The 18,166-nt window shown below is 73.8% G+C and carries 13 protein-coding genes; 7 read left to right on the top strand and 6 right to left on the bottom strand.

The window, feature by feature from the left end; genetic code table 11:
• Nucleotides 1-60: 60 nt before the first annotated feature.
• Both VKK44_RS12575 and VKK44_RS12570 read left to right on the top strand, forming a co-directional pair.
• Complete coding sequence (locus VKK44_RS12575) at nt 61-426, top strand: hypothetical protein (RefSeq protein ID WP_343447113.1); 366 nt, start codon at nt 61-63, stop codon at nt 424-426.
• A gap of 312 nt (nt 427-738) precedes the next feature.
• Nucleotides 739-3,744: a glycosyl hydrolase gene (locus VKK44_RS12570; RefSeq protein ID WP_343447112.1), complete on the top strand. Its 3,006-nt coding sequence runs from the start codon at nt 739-741 to the stop codon at nt 3,742-3,744.
• Between the two features lie 46 nt (nt 3,745-3,790).
• On the opposite strand, the gene VKK44_RS12565 is transcribed toward VKK44_RS12570, so the two are convergent.
• The 4 genes from VKK44_RS12565 to VKK44_RS12550 form a co-directional block, all read right to left on the bottom strand.
• A complete protein-coding gene (locus tag VKK44_RS12565; protein ID WP_343447111.1) occupies nt 3,791-4,171 on the bottom strand; it encodes a VOC family protein in 381 nt (126 codons plus the stop codon).
• A gap of 45 nt (nt 4,172-4,216) precedes the next feature.
• Nucleotides 4,217-7,009: an FAD-binding and (Fe-S)-binding domain-containing protein gene (locus VKK44_RS12560; RefSeq protein ID WP_343447110.1), complete on the bottom strand. Its 2,793-nt coding sequence runs from the start codon at nt 7,007-7,009 to the stop codon at nt 4,217-4,219.
• 113 nt (nt 7,010-7,122) lie between these two features.
• Complete coding sequence (locus VKK44_RS12555) at nt 7,123-7,911, bottom strand: nucleotidyltransferase domain-containing protein (protein ID WP_343447108.1); 789 nt, start codon at nt 7,909-7,911, stop codon at nt 7,123-7,125.
• A 43-nt stretch (nt 7,912-7,954) separates the two neighbouring features.
• Nucleotides 7,955-8,872, bottom strand: coding sequence for a diacylglycerol/lipid kinase family protein (locus VKK44_RS12550; protein ID WP_343447107.1), 918 nt, complete (start codon nt 8,870-8,872; stop codon nt 7,955-7,957).
• A gap of 433 nt (nt 8,873-9,305) precedes the next feature.
• On the opposite strand from VKK44_RS12550, the gene VKK44_RS12545 reads away from it, so the two are divergent.
• Nucleotides 9,306-11,369, top strand: coding sequence for a M4 family metallopeptidase (locus VKK44_RS12545; RefSeq protein WP_343447106.1), 2,064 nt, complete (start codon nt 9,306-9,308; stop codon nt 11,367-11,369).
• A gap of 150 nt (nt 11,370-11,519) precedes the next feature.
• On the opposite strand, the gene VKK44_RS12540 is transcribed toward VKK44_RS12545, so the two are convergent.
• Entirely contained in the window at nt 11,520-11,969 is a 450-nt protein-coding gene (locus tag VKK44_RS12540) for a YbaB/EbfC family nucleoid-associated protein (protein WP_343447105.1), read from the bottom strand.
• A 326-nt stretch (nt 11,970-12,295) separates the two neighbouring features.
• Between VKK44_RS12540 and VKK44_RS12535 the strand changes: the two genes are divergently transcribed.
• Nucleotides 12,296-13,858: an LLM class flavin-dependent oxidoreductase gene (locus tag VKK44_RS12535; RefSeq protein WP_343447104.1), complete on the top strand. Its 1,563-nt coding sequence runs from the start codon at nt 12,296-12,298 to the stop codon at nt 13,856-13,858.
• 42 nt (nt 13,859-13,900) lie between these two features.
• Here VKK44_RS12535 and htpG read toward each other — a convergent pair whose 3' ends face one another.
• The gene (gene htpG, locus VKK44_RS12530) at nt 13,901-15,733 is read right to left on the bottom strand and encodes a molecular chaperone HtpG (RefSeq protein WP_343447753.1); all 1,833 of its coding nucleotides are present in this window, start codon (nt 15,731-15,733) and stop codon (nt 13,901-13,903) included.
• 202 nt (nt 15,734-15,935) lie between these two features.
• On the opposite strand from htpG, the gene VKK44_RS12525 reads away from it, so the two are divergent.
• From VKK44_RS12525 to VKK44_RS12515, 3 genes are read left to right on the top strand one after another with little or no spacing between them, the layout of a single operon-like run.
• Complete coding sequence (locus VKK44_RS12525; RefSeq protein ID WP_343447103.1) at nt 15,936-16,658, top strand: FadR/GntR family transcriptional regulator; 723 nt, start codon at nt 15,936-15,938, stop codon at nt 16,656-16,658.
• Entirely contained in the window at nt 16,655-17,482 is an 828-nt protein-coding gene (locus tag VKK44_RS12520) for a sterol desaturase family protein (protein WP_343447102.1), read from the top strand. The genes VKK44_RS12525 and VKK44_RS12520 overlap by 4 nt, the downstream gene beginning before the upstream one ends.
• Nucleotides 17,479-18,114 carry a lysoplasmalogenase gene (locus VKK44_RS12515; protein ID WP_343447101.1) on the top strand — a complete coding sequence of 212 codons (636 nt, stop codon included), beginning with the start codon at nt 17,479-17,481 and terminating at the stop codon, nt 18,112-18,114. Before VKK44_RS12520 ends, VKK44_RS12515 begins: the two co-directional genes overlap by 4 nt.
• Nucleotides 18,115-18,166: the final 52 nt, after the last annotated feature.

Raw genomic sequence — 18,166 nt, 5'->3', positions numbered from 1 at the left:
GTTTGCCGGTGGTCGGTTCCGGAAACAGGTGGGGGCCGTTCACCACAGGGGGGATCGACCATGTCCGAATCCAGCACCGACCGCGCCGCCGCCCGTCCGGCGGCGGTGACCGACCCACTGCTGTGGGATCTGTCCGCCGCGGTGGCCGACGCGCACCAGCCGGACGCGGAGCGGGTGTGCGCCAGCCCGAGTTGCGTTGGCGCCGCCTGGCCGTGCGCCGCCTGGGACACCGCGCAGGTGGGGCTGAGCGCCGCCCGCACGCCGTCCGCCACCGGGTCGACCGCCACCCGAACCGGGTCGACCGCCACCGGCACGGCCCGTCCCGGCGACACCCTCGCCGCCGCTCCGACCGACTCCACCGCCACCGACCGCCCGACCCCGGACCCGAGGACCGGCGAGCCCTCCGTGGTCGCCACCGCCGCCTGACCCACCCCACCCACCCACCCCACCCACCCGCACTCCACCCCGGCGATCAAGGAGTTCGCGTCGTCGGCCGACGCCGGTCCCGACGCGAACTCCTTGATCGCCGGGGTTGCGGGGTGCGGGCGGCCGGGGCGGGGGGTGGGTGCTGGTCAGGGGGTGGGTGGGAGGGCCGCGCCGCGGCTCGGAGAGCGCTCTCTGATGCAACAGAATATTGACGGACGCGAAACCGGAACCTAATCTCGCTTCTCAAGAGAGCGCTCTCTCGACGGTCGGACCACCATCCGGACACCACCTTCTCCTCTGAAGGGGACCTCCATGACACTCCCCCTGCGGGACGTCTCCCCCGGCGCCACACCGCCGCCGGCCCCTCTCCCGTCCACATCCCGGCGCCGCCGGACCATCGCCCTCGCCGCCGCGTCCCTGCTGGCGGCCAGCCTGCTCGGCGTCGTGGTCGGCGGTGGCGGCACCGCCACCGCCGGCACCGTCGGCGCGGGCAGCTACACCGAGACGCTGCCGCCCGGGGCCGCGCTGCCCAAGGGCTGCGGCACGGTCAGCACCAACCCCCGCATCTTCGCCACCGCCGACGCGCCGGCCGGCGCGATCCCCACCAACGACTGGTGGTCCTCGCTGATCTGGAAGCGCAACAACTGCGGGACCAGCGAGAACCTCCAGGCTCACCCGCTGGCGTTCAAGGCCGAGAACAACGGGCTCGGGCTGTCCTACACCACCACGCCGGCGATCAGCGGCACCGCGACCGGCGTCGGCGAGTACCACTACCCGTACCGCGAGGACGTCCGGGTCGGGGTGGCCGGGCTGGCCGCGCCGGTGGTGAAGGCCGCCGACTGGACCGACTGGACCGTCACCGCCGACTGGAGCGACGGCAGCCGCAGCATGCGGGCCACCATCGGCCACGGTCTGCCGTTCAGCTACTACACCGTCACCGGCGGCGCCGCCGCCCAGCTCACCGCCGCCGCGACGCCGACCGTGTGGCGCAACTCCGGCGCCACCATCGGCTTCACCGTCAACGGCCACGACTACGTCGCGTACGCGCCGACCGGGTCGACCTGGACCGTCAACGGCGCCGGCATCAGCTCCACGCTGGCCGGCAAGGGCTACTTCTCGGTGGCGGTGCTGCCCGGCGGCGCGGACAAGGCCACCCTGGCCGACACCTACGGCCGGTACGCCCACGCGCACGTCACCGGCACCCGGATGAGCTACACCTACGACGCGGCGACCGGCTCGGTACGCACCACGTACGCGTTCACCACCACGCCCCGCGAGGGCACCGAGACGAAGACGGTGGTGGCGCTCTACCCGCACCAGTGGCGCAGCCTCACCGGCGCCACGCCGATCACCCCGACGTACGTCTCGCCCCGCGGCGCCATGCGGGTGCTCGCGGGCGTGCCGTCGTTCACCACCGGCATGCGCTTCACCGGCGTGCTGCCCGAGGTGCCGGCCGTCGGCGACGCCGCCGGCGCTGACCTGAGCACGATCACCAACTACCTGAACGCCGAGCTGGCCAACCCGGAGGGGATCAGCGGCACGGACACCTACTGGGCCGGCAAGGGACTCGGCCGGGCCGCCCGGATCGCCGAGATCGCCGACCAGCTCGGGATCACCACGGTCCGCGACGCCGCCGTGACGGCCATGAAGACCCGGCTCACCAACTGGCTCACCGCGAGCTCCGGCGAGACCGGCCAGCTCTTCTACTACGACCGCAACTGGGGCACGCTGATCGGCTACCCCGCCTCGTACGGCTCCGACGAGGACCTCAACGACCACCACTTCCACTACGGCTACTTCGTCGCCGCGGCGGCCACGGTGGCCAAGTTCGACCCCGGCTGGGCCGACAAGACCCGCTACGGCGGCATGGTCGACCTGCTCATCCGCGACGCCAACAACTACGACCGGGCCGACGGGCGCTTCCCGTACCTGCGGGACTTCGACATCTACGCCGGCCACGACTGGGCCTCCGGCCTGGCGCCGTTCTTCGCCGGCAACAACCAGGAGTCCTCCTCGGAGGGGATGAACTTCGCCAACGCCCTGATCCAGTGGGGACAGGCCACCGGCAACACCGCCGTCCGCGACGCCGGCGTCTACCTGTGGACCACCCAGTCGGCGGCCATCTCCGAGTACTGGTTCGACGTGCACGACGAGAACTTCCCGGCCGGCTTCGGGCACAAGACCGTCGGCATGGTGTGGGGCGACGGTGGGGCGTACTCCACCTGGTTCTCCTCGGCGCCGGAGATGATCCAGGGCATCAACATGCTGCCGATCACCGGCGGTCACCTCTACCTCGGCGACTACCCCGAGTACGTCAAGGCCAACTACGCCGAGCTGCTCGCCAACAAGAACGGCCCGCCGACGGTGTGGCAGGACATCATCTGGGAGTTCCTGGCGCTCGGCGACGGTGACGAGGCGTTGCGCAACTTCCGGGCCAACAGCACGTTCGCCAGCGAGGAGGGGGAGAGCAAGGGGCACACGTTCCACTGGATCCGCAACCTGGCCGCGCTCGGCACGGTGGACACCACGGTCACCGCGAACCACCCGCTGGCCAAGGTGTTCCGCAAGGGCACCGCGCGCACCTACGTGGCGTCGAACATCACCGCCGCGCCGCTGACCGTCACGTTCTCCGACGGGACCCGGCTCACCGTGCCGGCCGGGAAGACCGCCACCTCCGGGGCGTACACCTGGAGCGGCGGCAGCGCCACCGGTGGCGTGACGGTGCCGACCGGTCCCCCGCCGACCGGGACGCCCACCCCCACCCCGACCACCCCGAGCCCGACGCCGACCAGCGCCAGCCCGACGCCGACGCCGACCGGCCCGAGCCCCAGCCCCAGCACCCCGACGCCGCTGAGCCCGACCCGCTACCTGCGCTCCGGCGGCGGGCTGACCGGCACCGCCGGCCCCGCCGGCACGGTCACCGTGGCCGCCGCCAACGGCAACCACGACGGCTCGCCGGCCAACCCGCAGGTGTTCACCGCCACCGGGCTGACCGGCACGTACACCGGCGGGAGCACCGCTTTCGACCTGGCCGTCGACGCGGGCACCGCGGTCGGCAACGGCGTCCAGGCCCGGGTCTCCTACGACCTGACCGGCAACGGCAGCTTCGACCGGGTGGAGACGTACCGGTACTTCGCCACCGACCCGATCGTCGGCTGGGAGCGCTACCGCCAGACCCAGGGCCTGGCCTCGGCCACCGGCACGCTGGGCAACCTGGCCGGCGGCACGGTGAAGGTCGAGGTCTGGAACGCCATCGGCAACAACCCCACCACGGTCGGCACCGGCGACCGCTCGACGATCACCCTGCCCTACCGGTGACCGAGGGCCGGCGCCCCGGCCCGTCGACGGGTCGGGGCGCCGGCCGTCACGGCCAGCGGGTGGCGGTGGACTCGAACAGCTCCGGGTCGCTGGCCACCGGGATGACGCAGACCAGGTGACCGCCGGGCGCGCGCAGCACGTGGCAGTCCTGCCAGCGGGACACCGGCGTGGCGCCCAGCCCGCGTAACCGCTCGACCTCGGCGGGCACGTCGTCGGTTTCGATGTCGAGGTGGTGCCGGGGCGCGTCGTCCACCGCCTGCACGGCGGTGACCAGGCCCGGCACCACGTCGGCCAGGCCGGTGAACTCGGGCTCCGACGGGTCGGTGCGCACCTGCGCGCCGAGCGCGGCGGACCAGAACGCGGTGACCTCCCCGGCCGACTCCTGGGGCGCGTCGATGATCAGGGCGTAGAGCCGGGACCGGTGCATCGCCCGAGCCTAGCCACGATCGCCGGCACCGGCAGCCCCGCCCGATCAGGCGGTCGCGTCGGCCAGCAGCTCCAGCAGGTGCCGGTACGGCCGCCCGGTGGCCCGCGCCAGGCCGATCTCGCAGGTGCGGTTCACCGAGGCGTACCCGTCGAACGGCCGGGCCGCGACGGCGGCGGCCTCGGCGCGGGTGGCCGACGCGGTCAGCTCCGGGTGCAGCAGGCCCCGGTCGCCGGCGAAACCGCAGCACTGCCAGCCCTCCGGGACCACCACCTCGTCGGCGACCGCCCGGGCCACCGCCAGCACCGCGTCGTCCAGACCGAGCCGGACCGACGAGCAGGTCGGGTGCAGCGCCAGCGAGCCCAGCCGGCGGCGCACGGTCAGCCGCGGCAGCAGGCTGGTGGCCGCGAACTCCACCGCGTCGACCACGCGGAGCCCGCCGGCGTCGGCGAGCAGCCGGTCGAAGCCCTCGGTGCAGGAGGCGGCGTCGCTGACCACCGGCAGCGCGCCGTCGCGACTGGCCGCCCGCAGCACCGGCGACACCCGGTCCCGTGCCGCCTGCCAGCCGCCGGTCAGCCCCTTGGACGACCACGGGGTGCCGCAGCACAGGTCACCGACGCCGTCCGGCACGAGCAGGCGTACGCCGGCCCGGTCGGCGAGCGTGAGCAGCGCGTCGGCCACCCCGGTGCCGCCCTCGGCGGGGGCGAACAGCGTGCCGAGGCAGGACGGGACGAAGACCGCGTCCGGCTCGTCGGCCGGGCGGGGCCGGCGGGGCACGCCGCCGCGCGGCAGGTCCCGCTGCCACTGCGGCACCCGCTCGGCGCCCAGCACGGCGCGGGCCGCCCGGGTCGCCGCCTCGGGCAGCACGGGTGGCAGCGCGCCGGCCAGGTCGAGGCCCCGGGCCATGCCCCGGGTGGTGGCGCCCCAGCGCCGGGCCGCGCCCCGCCAGCCGGCTTTCGCCGCCCGGCCGTGGTCCTCGGCGCGCAACCGCTTGACCAGGTCGCCGGTGTTGATCAGCACCGGGCAGGCGGTGGCGCACATGCCGTCCACCGCACAGGTCTGCACCGCGTCGTAGTCGTACGCGTCGGTCAGCTCCCGGGCCAGCGCCCGGTCACCGGCGGCCTCGGCGGCGGCGATCTCCCGGCGCAGCACGATCCGCTGCCGGGGCGTGGTGGTCAGGTCGCGACTGGGGCAGACCGGCTCGCAGTAGCCGCACTCGACGCAGCGGTCCACCTCCTCCTCCACGGTCGGCACGGTCTTCAGGTGCCGCAGGTGGACCTCCGGGTCGTCGCTGAGCAGCACGCCCGGATTGAGCACCCCGTCCGGGTCGCAGAGCGTCTTCAGCTCCCGCATCACGTCGTACAGCTCGTCGCCGAACTGGCGGCGCACGTACGGGGCCATCACCCGCCCGGTGCCGTGCTCGGCCTTGAGCGTGCCGCCGTGGCCGAGCACCAGGTCGACCAGTTCCTCGGTGAAGTCGGCGTAGCGCGCCGGGGCCGTGCCGTCGGCGAACCGCTCGTTGAGCATGAAGTGCAGGTTGCCGTCCTTGGCGTGCCCGAAGATCACGCTGTCGGCGTAGCGGTGGTGGTCGAACAGGTCGGCCAGCGCGGCGCAGGTGTCGGCCAGCGCCGTCACCGGCACGGCGATGTCCTCCAGCAGCGCGGTGGTGCCGGACGGGCGGGCGCCGGCCACCGCCGCGTACAGCCCCTTGCGGATGTGCCACAGCGCGGCCCGGGCGGCGGGCTCGCCGCTGAGCCGGGCCGCCGTGGTCAGCGGCAGCCCGGCCAGCACCGGCCCGGCGGCGGCGACCCGGTCGGCCAGTGCGTCCGGCGCGGACTCCTGCCACTCCACCAGCAACGCGGCGTGCCCGCGCACGGCCAGGCCGCGCAGCGCGGCGTCCGCCTTCGGGTCGCGCTGGGCCACCCGCAGCGCGGCGGCGTCGAGCAGCTCGACCGCCGCCGGGCCGGCGGCCACCAGCGCCGGCATGGCGGCCATCGCCGCGCCGAGGGAGTCGAAGACCAGCAGGCCGGTCGCGGCGTGCCGGTGCACGGGTACGGTGCGGAACGTCGCCGACGCGACGAACGCGAGCGTGCCCTCGCTGCCCACCACCAGCCGGGTGAGCAGGTCGGCCGGGTCGTCGTGGTCGAGGAAGGCGTTCACGCCGTACCCCATGGTGTTCTTCATGGCGTACTGGGCGTGGACCCGGCGCACCGAGTCGGGGTTGCCGCGGACCCGGTCGCGCAGCCGCAGCAGGCCGGCGTGCAGCGCCGGCTCGGTGGCGCGCAACCGGGCGTCGGCGTCCGGGGCGCCGGTGTCCAGCACGGTGCCGCTGGGCAGCACCAGCACCAGCGACTCCAGCGTGCGGTAGGTGTTGACCTCGGTGCCGCAGGTCATGCCGCTGGAGTTGTTGGCGACCACGCCGCCGACCGTGCAGGCCGACTCGCTGGCCGGGTCCGGGCCGAGCTTGCGGCCGTACGGCGCGAGCCGCGCGTTGACCTGCCGCAGCACCACGCCCGGCTGCACCCGCACCCGCCGCCCGTCGTCGAGCACGGCGAGGTCGCGGAAGTGCCGGCGGACGTCGACCAGCAGCCGGTCGGTGACCGCCTGGCCGCTGAGACTGGTGCCGCCCGAGCGGAACGTCAACGGCACACCGGTGCGGCGGCTGTGCGCCAGCAGCGCGGCGACCTGGCCGGCGTCGGCCGGGGTGGCCACCGCGCCGGGGTGCAGCAGGTAGTGCGAGGCGTCGTGGGCCAGCCGCAGCCGGTCCACGGTCCGGGTGCTCACGCCGCCGGGCACCGCCGCCTCCAACCCGACCCGGACCGACGCGCTGAACTCGCCCATGATCACCAACCTCCCGACCCCACCCTAGTCACCGCCCCGTCCCACCCCCGGCCGGGCCGGCCGGTCGATCATGAGGTGGACGGCGACAATCCGGACGGCGGAGGCCGCCAACCTCATGACCGTCGGGTGTTTCCGTCGGTGGTGAGGTGGGCCAGGACCCGACGTTGGAACGCGCGGGCGGCGGGGCCGGACGGCGGCGGACCGCCCCGGCGGGCGGCGATCGCCCGGCGGATCAGCGCGGCGTCCGGGTCGGTGGCGGCCACCCGCAGGCCCGCGTCGACCTTGCCCAGCCAGATGCCGTCGCGGTGGCGCACCAGCGCGCGGCAGGCCCCGAGCACCGCGTCCTCGGCGCCCGGCGCCGGCCCGTCGCCGGGCGGCGTGGGCCGCGCCAGCCACCAGCGCAGCGCGTCCACCAGCAGCGCCCGCAGCGCCGCCGGGGACGGATCGGCGAAGACGTCTGCGGCGGGCGCGCCGAGCAGGGCCAGGCCGGACTGGCGCAGGATGCTGCGGTCCAGCGCGTACCAGAACCGACCGTCGGCCGCGGGCCGGTCGGCCGGGTCGAACGTGGCCCGGAACGCCATCGCGGCGCCGGTGTTCAGCTCCATCTCGAAGCCCGGCTCGGGCGTGCCGGAGGCGGCCACGTCCCGCCGGTAGACGACCAGTTCCAGGCCGCGCGCCGGGCAGGGCAGCGCCTCGTGCCGCAGCCGGTCCACCAGCGCCCGCTTCGCGGCGGCCGGGACCGGGCCGGCGACCAGCAGCGCCACGTCCACGTCGCTGCGTCCCGGCTGGTAGGCGTCGAGCCCGACCGAACCGGCCGCGTACGCGCCGGTCAGGTCGGCACCGCACACGTCGCGGGCGCACCGGACCAGGTCGGCGAGGTAGTCGCGTACGTCGTCGCGCATGCCGGCATCCTGCCCGGCGCGGTCGCCGGCGCGGACGGCCGGGTCAGTCCGCCGGCTCCGGGCAGCAGACCGTCAGCCCGCCCGGCACCACCGTGACCTTCAGCCGTTTCGCCGTTCCCCGCGCACCGCCGTCCAGCTCGTACGTCTTCGGCTCGGCGAACCGCACGGTGATCTTCCGACCCCGGGTGATCCGCACGAACGGCGACTCGTCGGAGCGTCCGGCGGCCATCCGGCCCAGCGTGCGGGCCCAGTCCACGGCGCCGCTGGCGGTGGCGACGCCGACCTCGAGCGCGCCGTCGTCGGGGCGGGCGTCGTCGAAGGCCGGGATGCCGCCGGTGATGGTGCCGACGTTGCCGAACAGCACGCAGCTCGCCTCGCCGTCGAACCAGTCGGCGCCGTCCACCCGGACGCGGGTGCGCACGCACTCACCGCGCACGTGCCGCAGCCCGGTCCAGACGTAGGCGACCCGGCCGAGCCGGCCCTTGAGCCGGCGGTCCGCGTCGCGGATCAGGTCGCCGTCGAACCCGGCGCCGGCCATCACCGCGAAGTGCTCCCCGTTGATCCGGCCGAGGTCCAGCCGGCGACGCCGGCCGTGCAACGCGACCCGGACCGCCTCGGGCAGCTCGGCGGGGATGCCGAGGTTGACGGCGAAGAGGTTGGCGGTGCCGGCGGGCAGGATGCCCATCGGCACGCCGGTGCCGGCCAGCGTGTCGGCACACCGCTGCACCATGCCGTCACCGCCCCAGACCAGCACCAGCTCCGCGCCCTCGTCGAGCGCCGCGCGGACCCGCTTCGGCGCCTTGCGGCTCTTCGGCACCTCGTACCAGAGCAGCCGCCCGACGCCGGCGCCGACGAGGCGGGCGCGCAGCTCGTCGAGGCCGCCGCCGAAGGTCTTCTTCCGGTGTGCCACGACCGCGATCTTGCCCGTGGGGGCGGCGCGGTCGGTGGTGCTCGTGTTCATGCCGCCCTCGTACCCGGAGCGCGCCCGGCCCACGCCTGCCGGCGGGACCGGCCGGGGGGCCGCCGGTCCACGCTGAATCTATGTGCACCAGTTGCGCAGAGCGGCAATGTTCACATCCTGGACCCGCCGTCGTCCACTGGCGACAATGTTCACCCTGATCAGGGGCTATTGAAGATCATGGCTTCCTGAATTCGTGTCGGCGGCCGGCTGTCCGGCAGGTGTCGGTTGCCCCGGTCACCCATTGCTCCCGGCTCGCGCGCCGTGTGATTGTGCACCCAACGAGCCGCCGACCCCCGACGGCCCGGACGGTCGATCTGTCGACCCGGAGCCACGCCGGCAGCTCCGGTGACCGACCGTCACCCGCCTCGCACCATCGCGCCGCCCGTCCCCACCGGGCTCCGTGCGGCGCGCCTAGGAACAGGAGCAAACCCTCTTGAAGCTCTCACCCCGCCTCGCCGCGCTCACCGGCGCAGCCGCGGCCGGCGTGCTGGCCGCCGGCACCGCCGCGGCCGTGCAGGCCGCGCCACCCGGGCCCGCCGCCCCGAACCCCGCCCAGGCCCGCGCGGCAGCCGCCGACTCGGCCCGCGCGCTGGTCGCGAACCGTCCCGCCTACCTCCAGGCCGGCTCGGACGACGCGTTCGTGCAGAAGCCCGTGATCTCCTCCGAGGGCACCCAGTACGTGCCCTACGAGCGCACCTACAAGGGCCTGCCGGTGGTCGGCGGCGACTTCGTGCTCGCCACCGACGGCGCCGGCAACCTGAAGTACGCCTCGGTCGCCCAGCAACGGCCGATCGGCGCGCTCACCACCACCCCCACGCTGACCTCGGCCGCCGCCGCGAAGACGGCGCGCGCCCAGCTCAAGACCGTCAGCTCGGTCGAGGGCACCACGCTGGTGGTCTACACGCTCGGCGCCAGCCCGACGCTGGCCTGGGAGACCACCGTGCGCGGCACCGGCGCGGACGGTGTCAGCCGGCTCACCGTGGACGTCGACGCCCGCACCGGCGCGGTGCTGCGCAAGCAGGAGCACGTCGTCAATGGCACCGGCACCGGCGCCTGGAACGGGCCCAGCCCGCTCACGCTGAACACCACGCAGTCGGGCAGCACGTACACCATGAAGGACCCGACCGTCACGAACCTCAGCTGCCAGGACGCCGCGAACAACACCACGTTCAGCGGCACCGACGACGCCTGGGGCAACGGCACCGCCACCAACAAGGAGACCGGCTGCGTCGACGCGCTGTTCTCCGCCCAGACCGAGCACAAGATGCTCAACCAGTGGCTGGGCCGCAACGGCGCCGACGGCAACGGCGGCTACTGGCCGATCCGGGTGGGCCTGAACGACCAGAACGCCTACTACGACGGCACCCAGGTCCAGATCGGCAAGAACACCGCCGGCCAGTGGATCGGCTCGCTCGACGTGGTGGCCCACGAGATCGGCCACGGCATCGACGACCACACCCCGGGCGGCATCTCCGGCGGCGGCACCCAGGAGTTCGTGGCGGACACGTTCGGCGCGGCCACCGAGTGGTTCGCCAACGAGCCGTCCAGCTACGACGCGCCGGACTTCCTGGTCGGCGAGAAGATCAACCTGGTCGGCTCCGGCCCGATCCGGAACATGTACAACCCGGGGGCGCTCGGCGACCCGAACTGCTACTCCAGCAGCGTCCCCGGTGGCGAGGTGCACGCCTCCGCCGGTCCCGGCAACCACTGGTTCTACCTGCTCGCCAACGGCAGCAGCCCGACCAACGGGCAGCCGTCCAGCTCGACCTGCAACAGCAGCAGCGTGACCGGCCTGGGCATCCAGAAGGCCATCAAGATCATGTACAACGCGATGCTGCTGAAGACGTCCTCCTCGTCGTACCTGAAGTACCGCACCTGGACGCTCCAGGCGGCGAAGAACCTCTACCCGAGCGGCTGCACCGAGTTCAACACCGTCAAGGCGGCCTGGGACGCGGTCAGCGTGCCGGCGCAGTCGGGTGACCCGACCTGTGCCGGCGGTACGCCGACGCCCACGCCGACCACCACGAGCACCCCGCCGCCCGGCGGCTGCTCCGGCAACAAGCTGGCCAACCCCGGCTTCGAGTCGGGCAACGTGAACTGGACCGCCTCGTCGGGCGTCATCACCACCGACAGCGGCCAGGCCGCGCACGGCGGCTCGTACAAGGCGTGGCTCGACGGCTACGGCTCCTCGCACACCGACACGCTCAGCCAGTCGGTCACCATCCCGGCCGGCTGCCGGGCCACGCTGAGCTTCTGGCTGCACGTCGACAGCGCGGAGTCGACCACGAGCACCGCCTACGACAAGCTGACCGTCAAGGCCGGCAGCACCACGCTGGCGACCTACTCCAACCTGAACAAGGCCACCGGCTACGTGCAGCGGTCCTTCGACATCTCGTCGCTGGCCGGCACCACCGCCACCATCTCGTTCAGCGGCGTGGAGGACGCCTCCCTCCAGACGTCCTTCGTCGTCGACGACACCGCGGTCAACCTGAGCTGACCGCACCGCGAGCGGCCGGTCGTCGTCCTCCCGACGGCCGGCCGCTCCGTCGTCTCCGCCGGCCGGCGTGACGGGCCCGCCGACGCTGATCGAGCCGGGAGGGCCGCCCCGCCGTCCCGGTGCCGGTCACGGCCCCGCCCGACCCGCCGATCAGGCCGGGCGGGCGGCGCGGGACGCGGCGTCGCGGTCGCGGCGGATCCGCGCGGCCACCTCGTGCATCGTCGCGCTGAACAGCTCCGCCTGGTCGGGCAGCCCGCCGAGCCGGACGGCGAGCGCGTCGGTGTCCGCCCGGGCCGAGGCGCTGACCTGCGCGTCCAACTCGGCCAGCGCGGCATTGACGGCGGCGACGACGTGCCCGCAGAGCGCCTCCAGCGGTTCGCCGGCCAACTCCGGGTCGACCGCGACCGAGTCCAGCCGGCCGCCCTGGACCGCGACCGCGCGGACCCGGCCGCCGGCCGCGGCGCCCTCGGCCCGCAGCACGTCGCCCGGCTCACCGTCGGTGTGCACGGTGGCCCGGGACCGCATCGCGGCCAACGCCTGCTGCGTGCGGGTCAGCAGCTCGTCGAGGCTCGCGGCGGCCGAGAACGCATCGTTGGTCATATCCGCGCTTTCTTCACGTCTTAGCCAAGCCTCGTGACCATAGCAACCGACGGCGACGGAACCCGGCCATCCGCCGCCCCGGCCGGGCACCGGCGCCCGGAGCAGCACGGACACCGACGGTCCGGCGTGTCGCGGGACGGCCGCCGGTGAACGGCGACTCCACGCCCCGGACCGCCGTCGCGCGCCGTCCTGACCCGGACGATCACCGCTGACCACGACGTGAGGTCAGGTTCCGCCGACGCGACCGACGGGGTTTCCGGCGGGCCGGGCGGACGGCGGGGCTACCGTGGGCGGGACCGGACAAGATCGCGCGAGGAGCGGGGCGGATGACCGACCACGGACACGAGCTGGCCTTCGGCAGCTTCCTCACGCCGGACGCCGGACGCCCCGACCAGGTGGTCGCGCTCGCCACGCTCGGCGAACAGGCCGGACTGGACCTGGTCACCTTCCAGGACCACCCCTACCTGCCGACCTTCCTGGACACGTGGACGCTGATGTCGTACGTGGCCGCCGCCACCGACCGGATCCGCCTGGCCGGCAACGTGCTCAACCTGCCGCTGCGCCAACCGGTGGTGCTGGCGCGCAGCGTCGCCAGCCTGGACCTGCTCACCGGCGGCCGGGTCGAGCTGGGGCTCGGCGCGGGCGCGTTCTGGGACGGGATCGAGGCGGCCGGCGGCCGGCGGCTCTCCCCCGGCGCGGCGGTCGACGCGCTCGACGAGGCGATCCGCGTCATCCGCGAGGTGTGGGACACCGACCGGCGCGACATGATCCGCCTGCCCGGTGAGCACTACCGGGTGGTCGGGGCGAAACGCGGACCGGCGCCGGCGCATCCGGTGGGCATCTGGGTGGGCGCGTACAAGCCGCGGATGCTGCGGCTGGTCGGGCGCGCCGCGGACGGCTGGCTGCCGTCGCTGTCGTACCTGCCGAACGGGCCGGACGACCTGCCGGCGCTCAACGCCCTGGTCGACGACGGCGCGCGGGCCGCCGGCCGGGACCCGGGCGCGATCCGCCGGATGCTCAACGTGAACGGCACGTTCGCCCGCTCGTCCACCGGCTTCCTCGCCGGGCCGCCGCAGCAGTGGGCGGAGGAACTGGCCGGGCTCACGCTGGCGCACGGCATCACCACGTTCGTCCTCGCCGGCGACGAGCCACGCGCCATCCAGCTCTTCGCCCAGGAGGTGGCGCCGGCGGTGCGGGAGCTGGTCGCCGCCGAGCGCACCACGCCCGGCAGCGGCGCCCGGGCCGTCGCCGAGGAGCGGGCCACGGCCGGCGGCCCGACCACGCTCGCGGTCACCCCCACCCCCGACCCCGGGGTACGCCTGAGCGCGCGCCGCCTCTGGGACGAGACGACCCGCCCGGCCGCCCCGCCGGCGCCGGCCGGTCAGGTCTACCCGGCCCGCGGGCAGGCGGCCGGGCAGCACCTGGTGGACGTGCACGACCACCTGCGCCAGGAGCTGGCCCAGGTGCGCGACCTGCTGGAACAGGTCAGGCGCGGCGCGGTCTCCCCCGGCGGGGCGCGGGCCGTGCTGAACGAGATGACGATGCGGCAGAACAACTGGACGCTGGGCGCCTACTGCGCGGCCTACTGCACGGTGGTGACCCAGCACCACGGGCTGGAGGACGCCTCCATCTTCCCGCACCTGCGCCGCGCCGACGCCGGGCTGGCGCCGGTGCTGGACCGTCTGGCGGAGGAGCACGTGGTGATCCACGACGTGGTGGAGAGCGTGGACCGGGCGCTGGTGGAGCTGATCCGCCGACCCGGCGACTTCACCGAGTTGCAGGAGGCGGTGGACCTGCTGACCGACACGCTGCTGTCGCACCTGTCGTACGAGGAGCACCAGATCGTCGAGCCGCTGGCCCGCTACGGCTTCTTCCCCGGTCAACTGTGAGCGGCGGCGGGGGCCCCGGTCGCGGGGCCCCCGCCGGTGCGCCTACAGGCCGCGGGCGAGGCGGTCGGCGAGGATCCGGGTGAAGCGCGCCGGGTCGGCGAGGTCACCGCCCTCGGCGAGCAGCGCCATGCCGTACAGCAGCTCGGCGGTCTCGGTCAGCGCGGCGCTGTCGCCGCCGTCGCCGTGGGCCTTGCGCAGCCCGGTGACCAGCGGGTGGGTCGGGTTCAGCTCCAGGATGCGCTTGACCTGGGGCACCTCCTGGCCCATCGCCCGGTACATCTTCTCCAGCGTCGGCGTCATGTCGTGCGCGTCACCCACCACACAGGCCGGTGACGTGGTCAGCCGGGTGGACAGGCGTACCTCCTTGACGCTGTCGGCGAGCGCGCCGCCGAGGAAGGTGAGCAGCTCGGCGTACTCCTGCCGCTCCGCCTCGGCCTTCTCCTTCTCCTCCTCGGTCTCCAGGTCGACCTGGCCCTTGGCCACCGAGCGCAGCGTCTTCCCGTCGTACGCTCCGACCCGCTCGACCCACACCTCGTCGACCGGATCGGTGAGGATCAGCACCTCGTAGCCCTTGGCCCGGAACGCCTCCAGGTGCGGGGAGTTCTCGATGGTGGCCCGGTTGTCGCCGGTGGCGTAGTAGATCTCGGTCTGGCCGTCCTTCATCCGCTCCACGTAGTCGCGCAGCGTGGTCAGCTCGGCCGGGTCGTGGGTGGAGGCGGCACGGACCAGGTCGAGCAACGCGTCGGTGTTGTCCGCGTCCTCCAGCAGGCCCTCCTTGACCACCGGCCCGAACTCGGTCCAGAACGTGCGGTACGACTCGGCCGGCAGGCCCTTGAGCGTGGCGAGCACCTTCTTGACCAGCCGCCGGCGTACGGCGCTGATCTGCCGGTCCTGCTGGAGGATCTCGCGGGAGATGTTCAGCGACAGGTCGTGCGCGTCCACCACGCCCTTGACGAAGCGCAGGTAGTTGGGGATCAGCGCCTCGCAGTCGTCCATGATGAAGACGCGCTTGACGTAGAGCTGCACGCCGCGCCGGCCCTGCGGGGCGAACAGGTCGAGCGGGGCGTGCGAGGGCAGGAAGAGCAACGCCTCGTACTCGAAGGTGCCCTCGCCGCGCATGTGGATGGTTTCGAGCGGGTCCGCCCAGTCGTGCGCGACGTGCCGGTAGAACTCCTTGTACTCGGCCTCGTCGACCTCGTCCCGGGACCGCGCCCAGAGCGCCTTCATCGAGTTGAGCGTCTGCTCCTCGCGGGTGGTGGCACCGTCCTCGCCGGGCTTGTCGACGGTCATCCGGATCGGCCAGGCGATGAAGTCGGAGTAGCGCTTGACGATCTCCCGGATGGTCCGGTCGGCGGCGTAGTCGTGCAGGTTGTCCTCGGCGTCGACCGGCTTGAGGTGCAGCGTGACCGAGGTGCCCTGCGGCGCGTCCTCGACCGCCTCCACCGAGTAGGTGCCCTCGCCGGTGGACTCCCAGCGGGTGCCGCCGGTCTGGCCGGCGCGGCGGGTCAGCAGCGTCACCCGGTCGGCGACCATGAAGGTGGCGTAGAAGCCGACGCCGAACTGGCCGATCAGCTCCTGCGAGGCGGCGGCGTCCTTCGACTCGCGCAGCTTGCGCAGCATCTCGGCGGTGCCGGACTTGGCGATGGTGCCGATCAGCGCCACCACCTCGTCGCGGGACATGCCGATGCCGTTGTCCCGCACGGTCAGCGTGCGGGCCTCGGCGTCGGTCTCGATCTCGATGTGCAGATCGGACGTGTCGGCCGACAGCTCCTTGTCGACAAGTGACTCCAGCCGCAGCTTGTCCAGCGCGTCGGACGCGTTCGAGATGAGTTCGCGCAGGAAGACGTCCTTGTTCGAGTAGATCGAGTGCACCATCAGCTGCAACAGCTGACGTGCCTCGGCCTGGAACTCCAACGTCTCGACCCGGTCGCTCACACCGACTCCCTTCACCGTGGCGGGGCTACGGCGGAAAGGATACGAGGCGTGACCGCGACGGCACCCACCGGCCGGGCGCTCGGAGAACCCTACTGGTCCAACCAGTTGACGGGTTGATGTGTCCCGGGCCACACTGCTGGCCATGGCCTTCACCCCCGCGCCCCGCGCCTCGGTCTCCGACCACGTCTTCGGCCAGCTCCGCGACGCCATCGTGTCCGGGCGCCACCGGCCGGACGAGACGCTGCCCGGCGAGCGGGAACTGGCCGCCGCGTTCGCGGTGAACCGGCACGCGGTGCGGGAGGCGCTGCGTCGGCTGCAACAGCTCGGCCTGGTCCGGGTCAGCCAGGGCGGCGCGACCCGGGTGCTCGACTGGCGGGTGCACGCCGGGCTCGACCTGGCGCTGTCGCTGGCCCGCTCCGGAGACGTACTCCCGGTCGAGACGCTGGTGCGCGACATGCTGGAGATGCGGGCCTGCGTCGGCATCGACGCGGCCCGACTCTGCGCCGAACGCGGCGACGAGGCGGTGGTCGCCGCGCTGGTCCGGGCCGCCGAGGAGTACGGCGCGCTCGCGCCCGACCTGGACCGGATGGCCGAGGCGAACATCCGCATCTGGCGACTGGTGGTGCGCGGCAGCGGCAACACCGCCTACCAGTTGGCCTTCAACAGCCTGGTCGCCGGCACGTTCGCGGTCGGCGACGTCCCCCCGGACGCCCGCGCCGCCGAACTGCTCGACGTCGCCGGGCACCGCCGGCTCGCCGCGGCGGTCGCGTCCGGCCGGGGCGAGGCGGCGGCCCGGCAGGCCCGGGCGCTGCTGACCGCCCCGGTCACCACCACCCCCACCACCGGAAGGGAAGCGCGCGCATGATCCCCGCCGTGCTGTACGCCGTCCCGGCGTTCCTGCTGCTGATCGTGATCGAGGCGGTCTCCTACCGCTTCCTGCCCGACGACGACGAGCGCGGCTACGAGCTGCGCGACACCACCACCAGCCTGTCGATGGGACTGGGCAGCCAGCTCATCGGTTTCCCGTGGAAGCTGCTCACGGTCGGTCTCTACGCGGCGCTGTGGACGGTCGCGCCGGTGCACCTGTCCCCCGGCGACTGGTGGACCTGGGCGATCGTCTTCTTCGCCGACGACCTGGCCTACTACTGGTTCCACCGCTCCCACCACGAGGTGCGGGTGCTCTGGGCCAGCCACGTGGTGCACCACTCCAGCGTCCACTACAACTTCTCCACCGCGCTGCGGCAGAGCTGGACGCCGATGACCTCGCTGCCGTTCTGGCTGCCGCTGGCGCTGCTCGGCATCCCGCCCTGGATGATCTTCCTCCAGCAGTCGATCAGCCTGCTCTACCAGTTCTTCCTGCACACCGAGCGGGTCGGCCGGCTGCCCCGGCCGATCGAGTGGGTGTTCAACACCCCGTCGCACCACCGGGTGCACCACGGCTCGAACACCGAGTACCTGGACCGCAACTACGGCGGCATCCTGATCGTGTGGGACCGGCTGTTCGGCAGCTTCGCGCCGGAGCGCGCCGCGGTGCGCTACGGGCTGACGAAGAACATCGGCACCTACAACCCGCTGCGGGTGGCCACGCACGAGTTCGCCGCGATCTGGTCCGACGTGCGCCGGGCCACCTGCTGGCGGCACCGGCTCGGTTACCTGCTCGGCCGTCCCGGCTGGCAGCCGGCCCGGTGAGGCGTTCCTGGCTGGCCCTGTTCGGGCTCGTCGCCGCCGTCGAGCTGGTCGGGGTGGCGCTCGACTCGACGGTGCTCCAGTGGCTGGCCAAGCCGCTGCTGGCGCCGGTGCTGCTGGCGTACCTCTGGCGGCGCCGGGGCCGGTGGGACGCGGTGGCGACCGGTCTGGTCGCCGCCACCGCCGGGGACGTGGCGCTGCTCGTGCCCGGACGGGCCGCGTTCCTGGTCGGCATGGGGTTCTTCCTGGTCGCGCAGCTCGCGTTCCTGACCGGTTTCCGGCGGCACGGCCGACCGCCGGTGCTGGCGTGGGCCGGTTACCTGCTCGCCTGGGCGGCCGGGAACGCGCTGCTGTGGGGCACTCTGGGCCCGCTGCGGCTGCCGGTGCTCGGCTACAGCCTGGCGCTGTGCCTGATGGCCGCCGCCGCGACCGGCGTGTCGGCGCGGGTCGGCGCCGGCGGCGCGTTCTTCCTCGTCTCCGACCTGCTCATCGGCGTGGGCGCGGCCGGCACCGAGCTGCCCGGCGCGGGCCTGCTGGTGATGGGCACGTACTGCGCCGCGCTGCTGCTGATCACCACCGGGTGGGTGGCCGCCCACGGCGGCGCGCACCACGCGCCGGCGGCGGTCCCCGCGTGACCGGCGGCGGCGCGCGGTGTCGTAGGGCCGGGCTCAGAGACGCTCCGGTTCC

Origin of the sequence: Micromonospora sp. DSM 45708 (genome assembly GCF_039566955.1) — a bacterium.
Taxonomy (GTDB): domain Bacteria; phylum Actinomycetota; class Actinomycetes; order Mycobacteriales; family Micromonosporaceae; genus Micromonospora.
The sequence above is the reverse complement of the archived record's forward strand: the minus strand, read 5'-3'. Positions and strand labels throughout refer to the sequence as shown.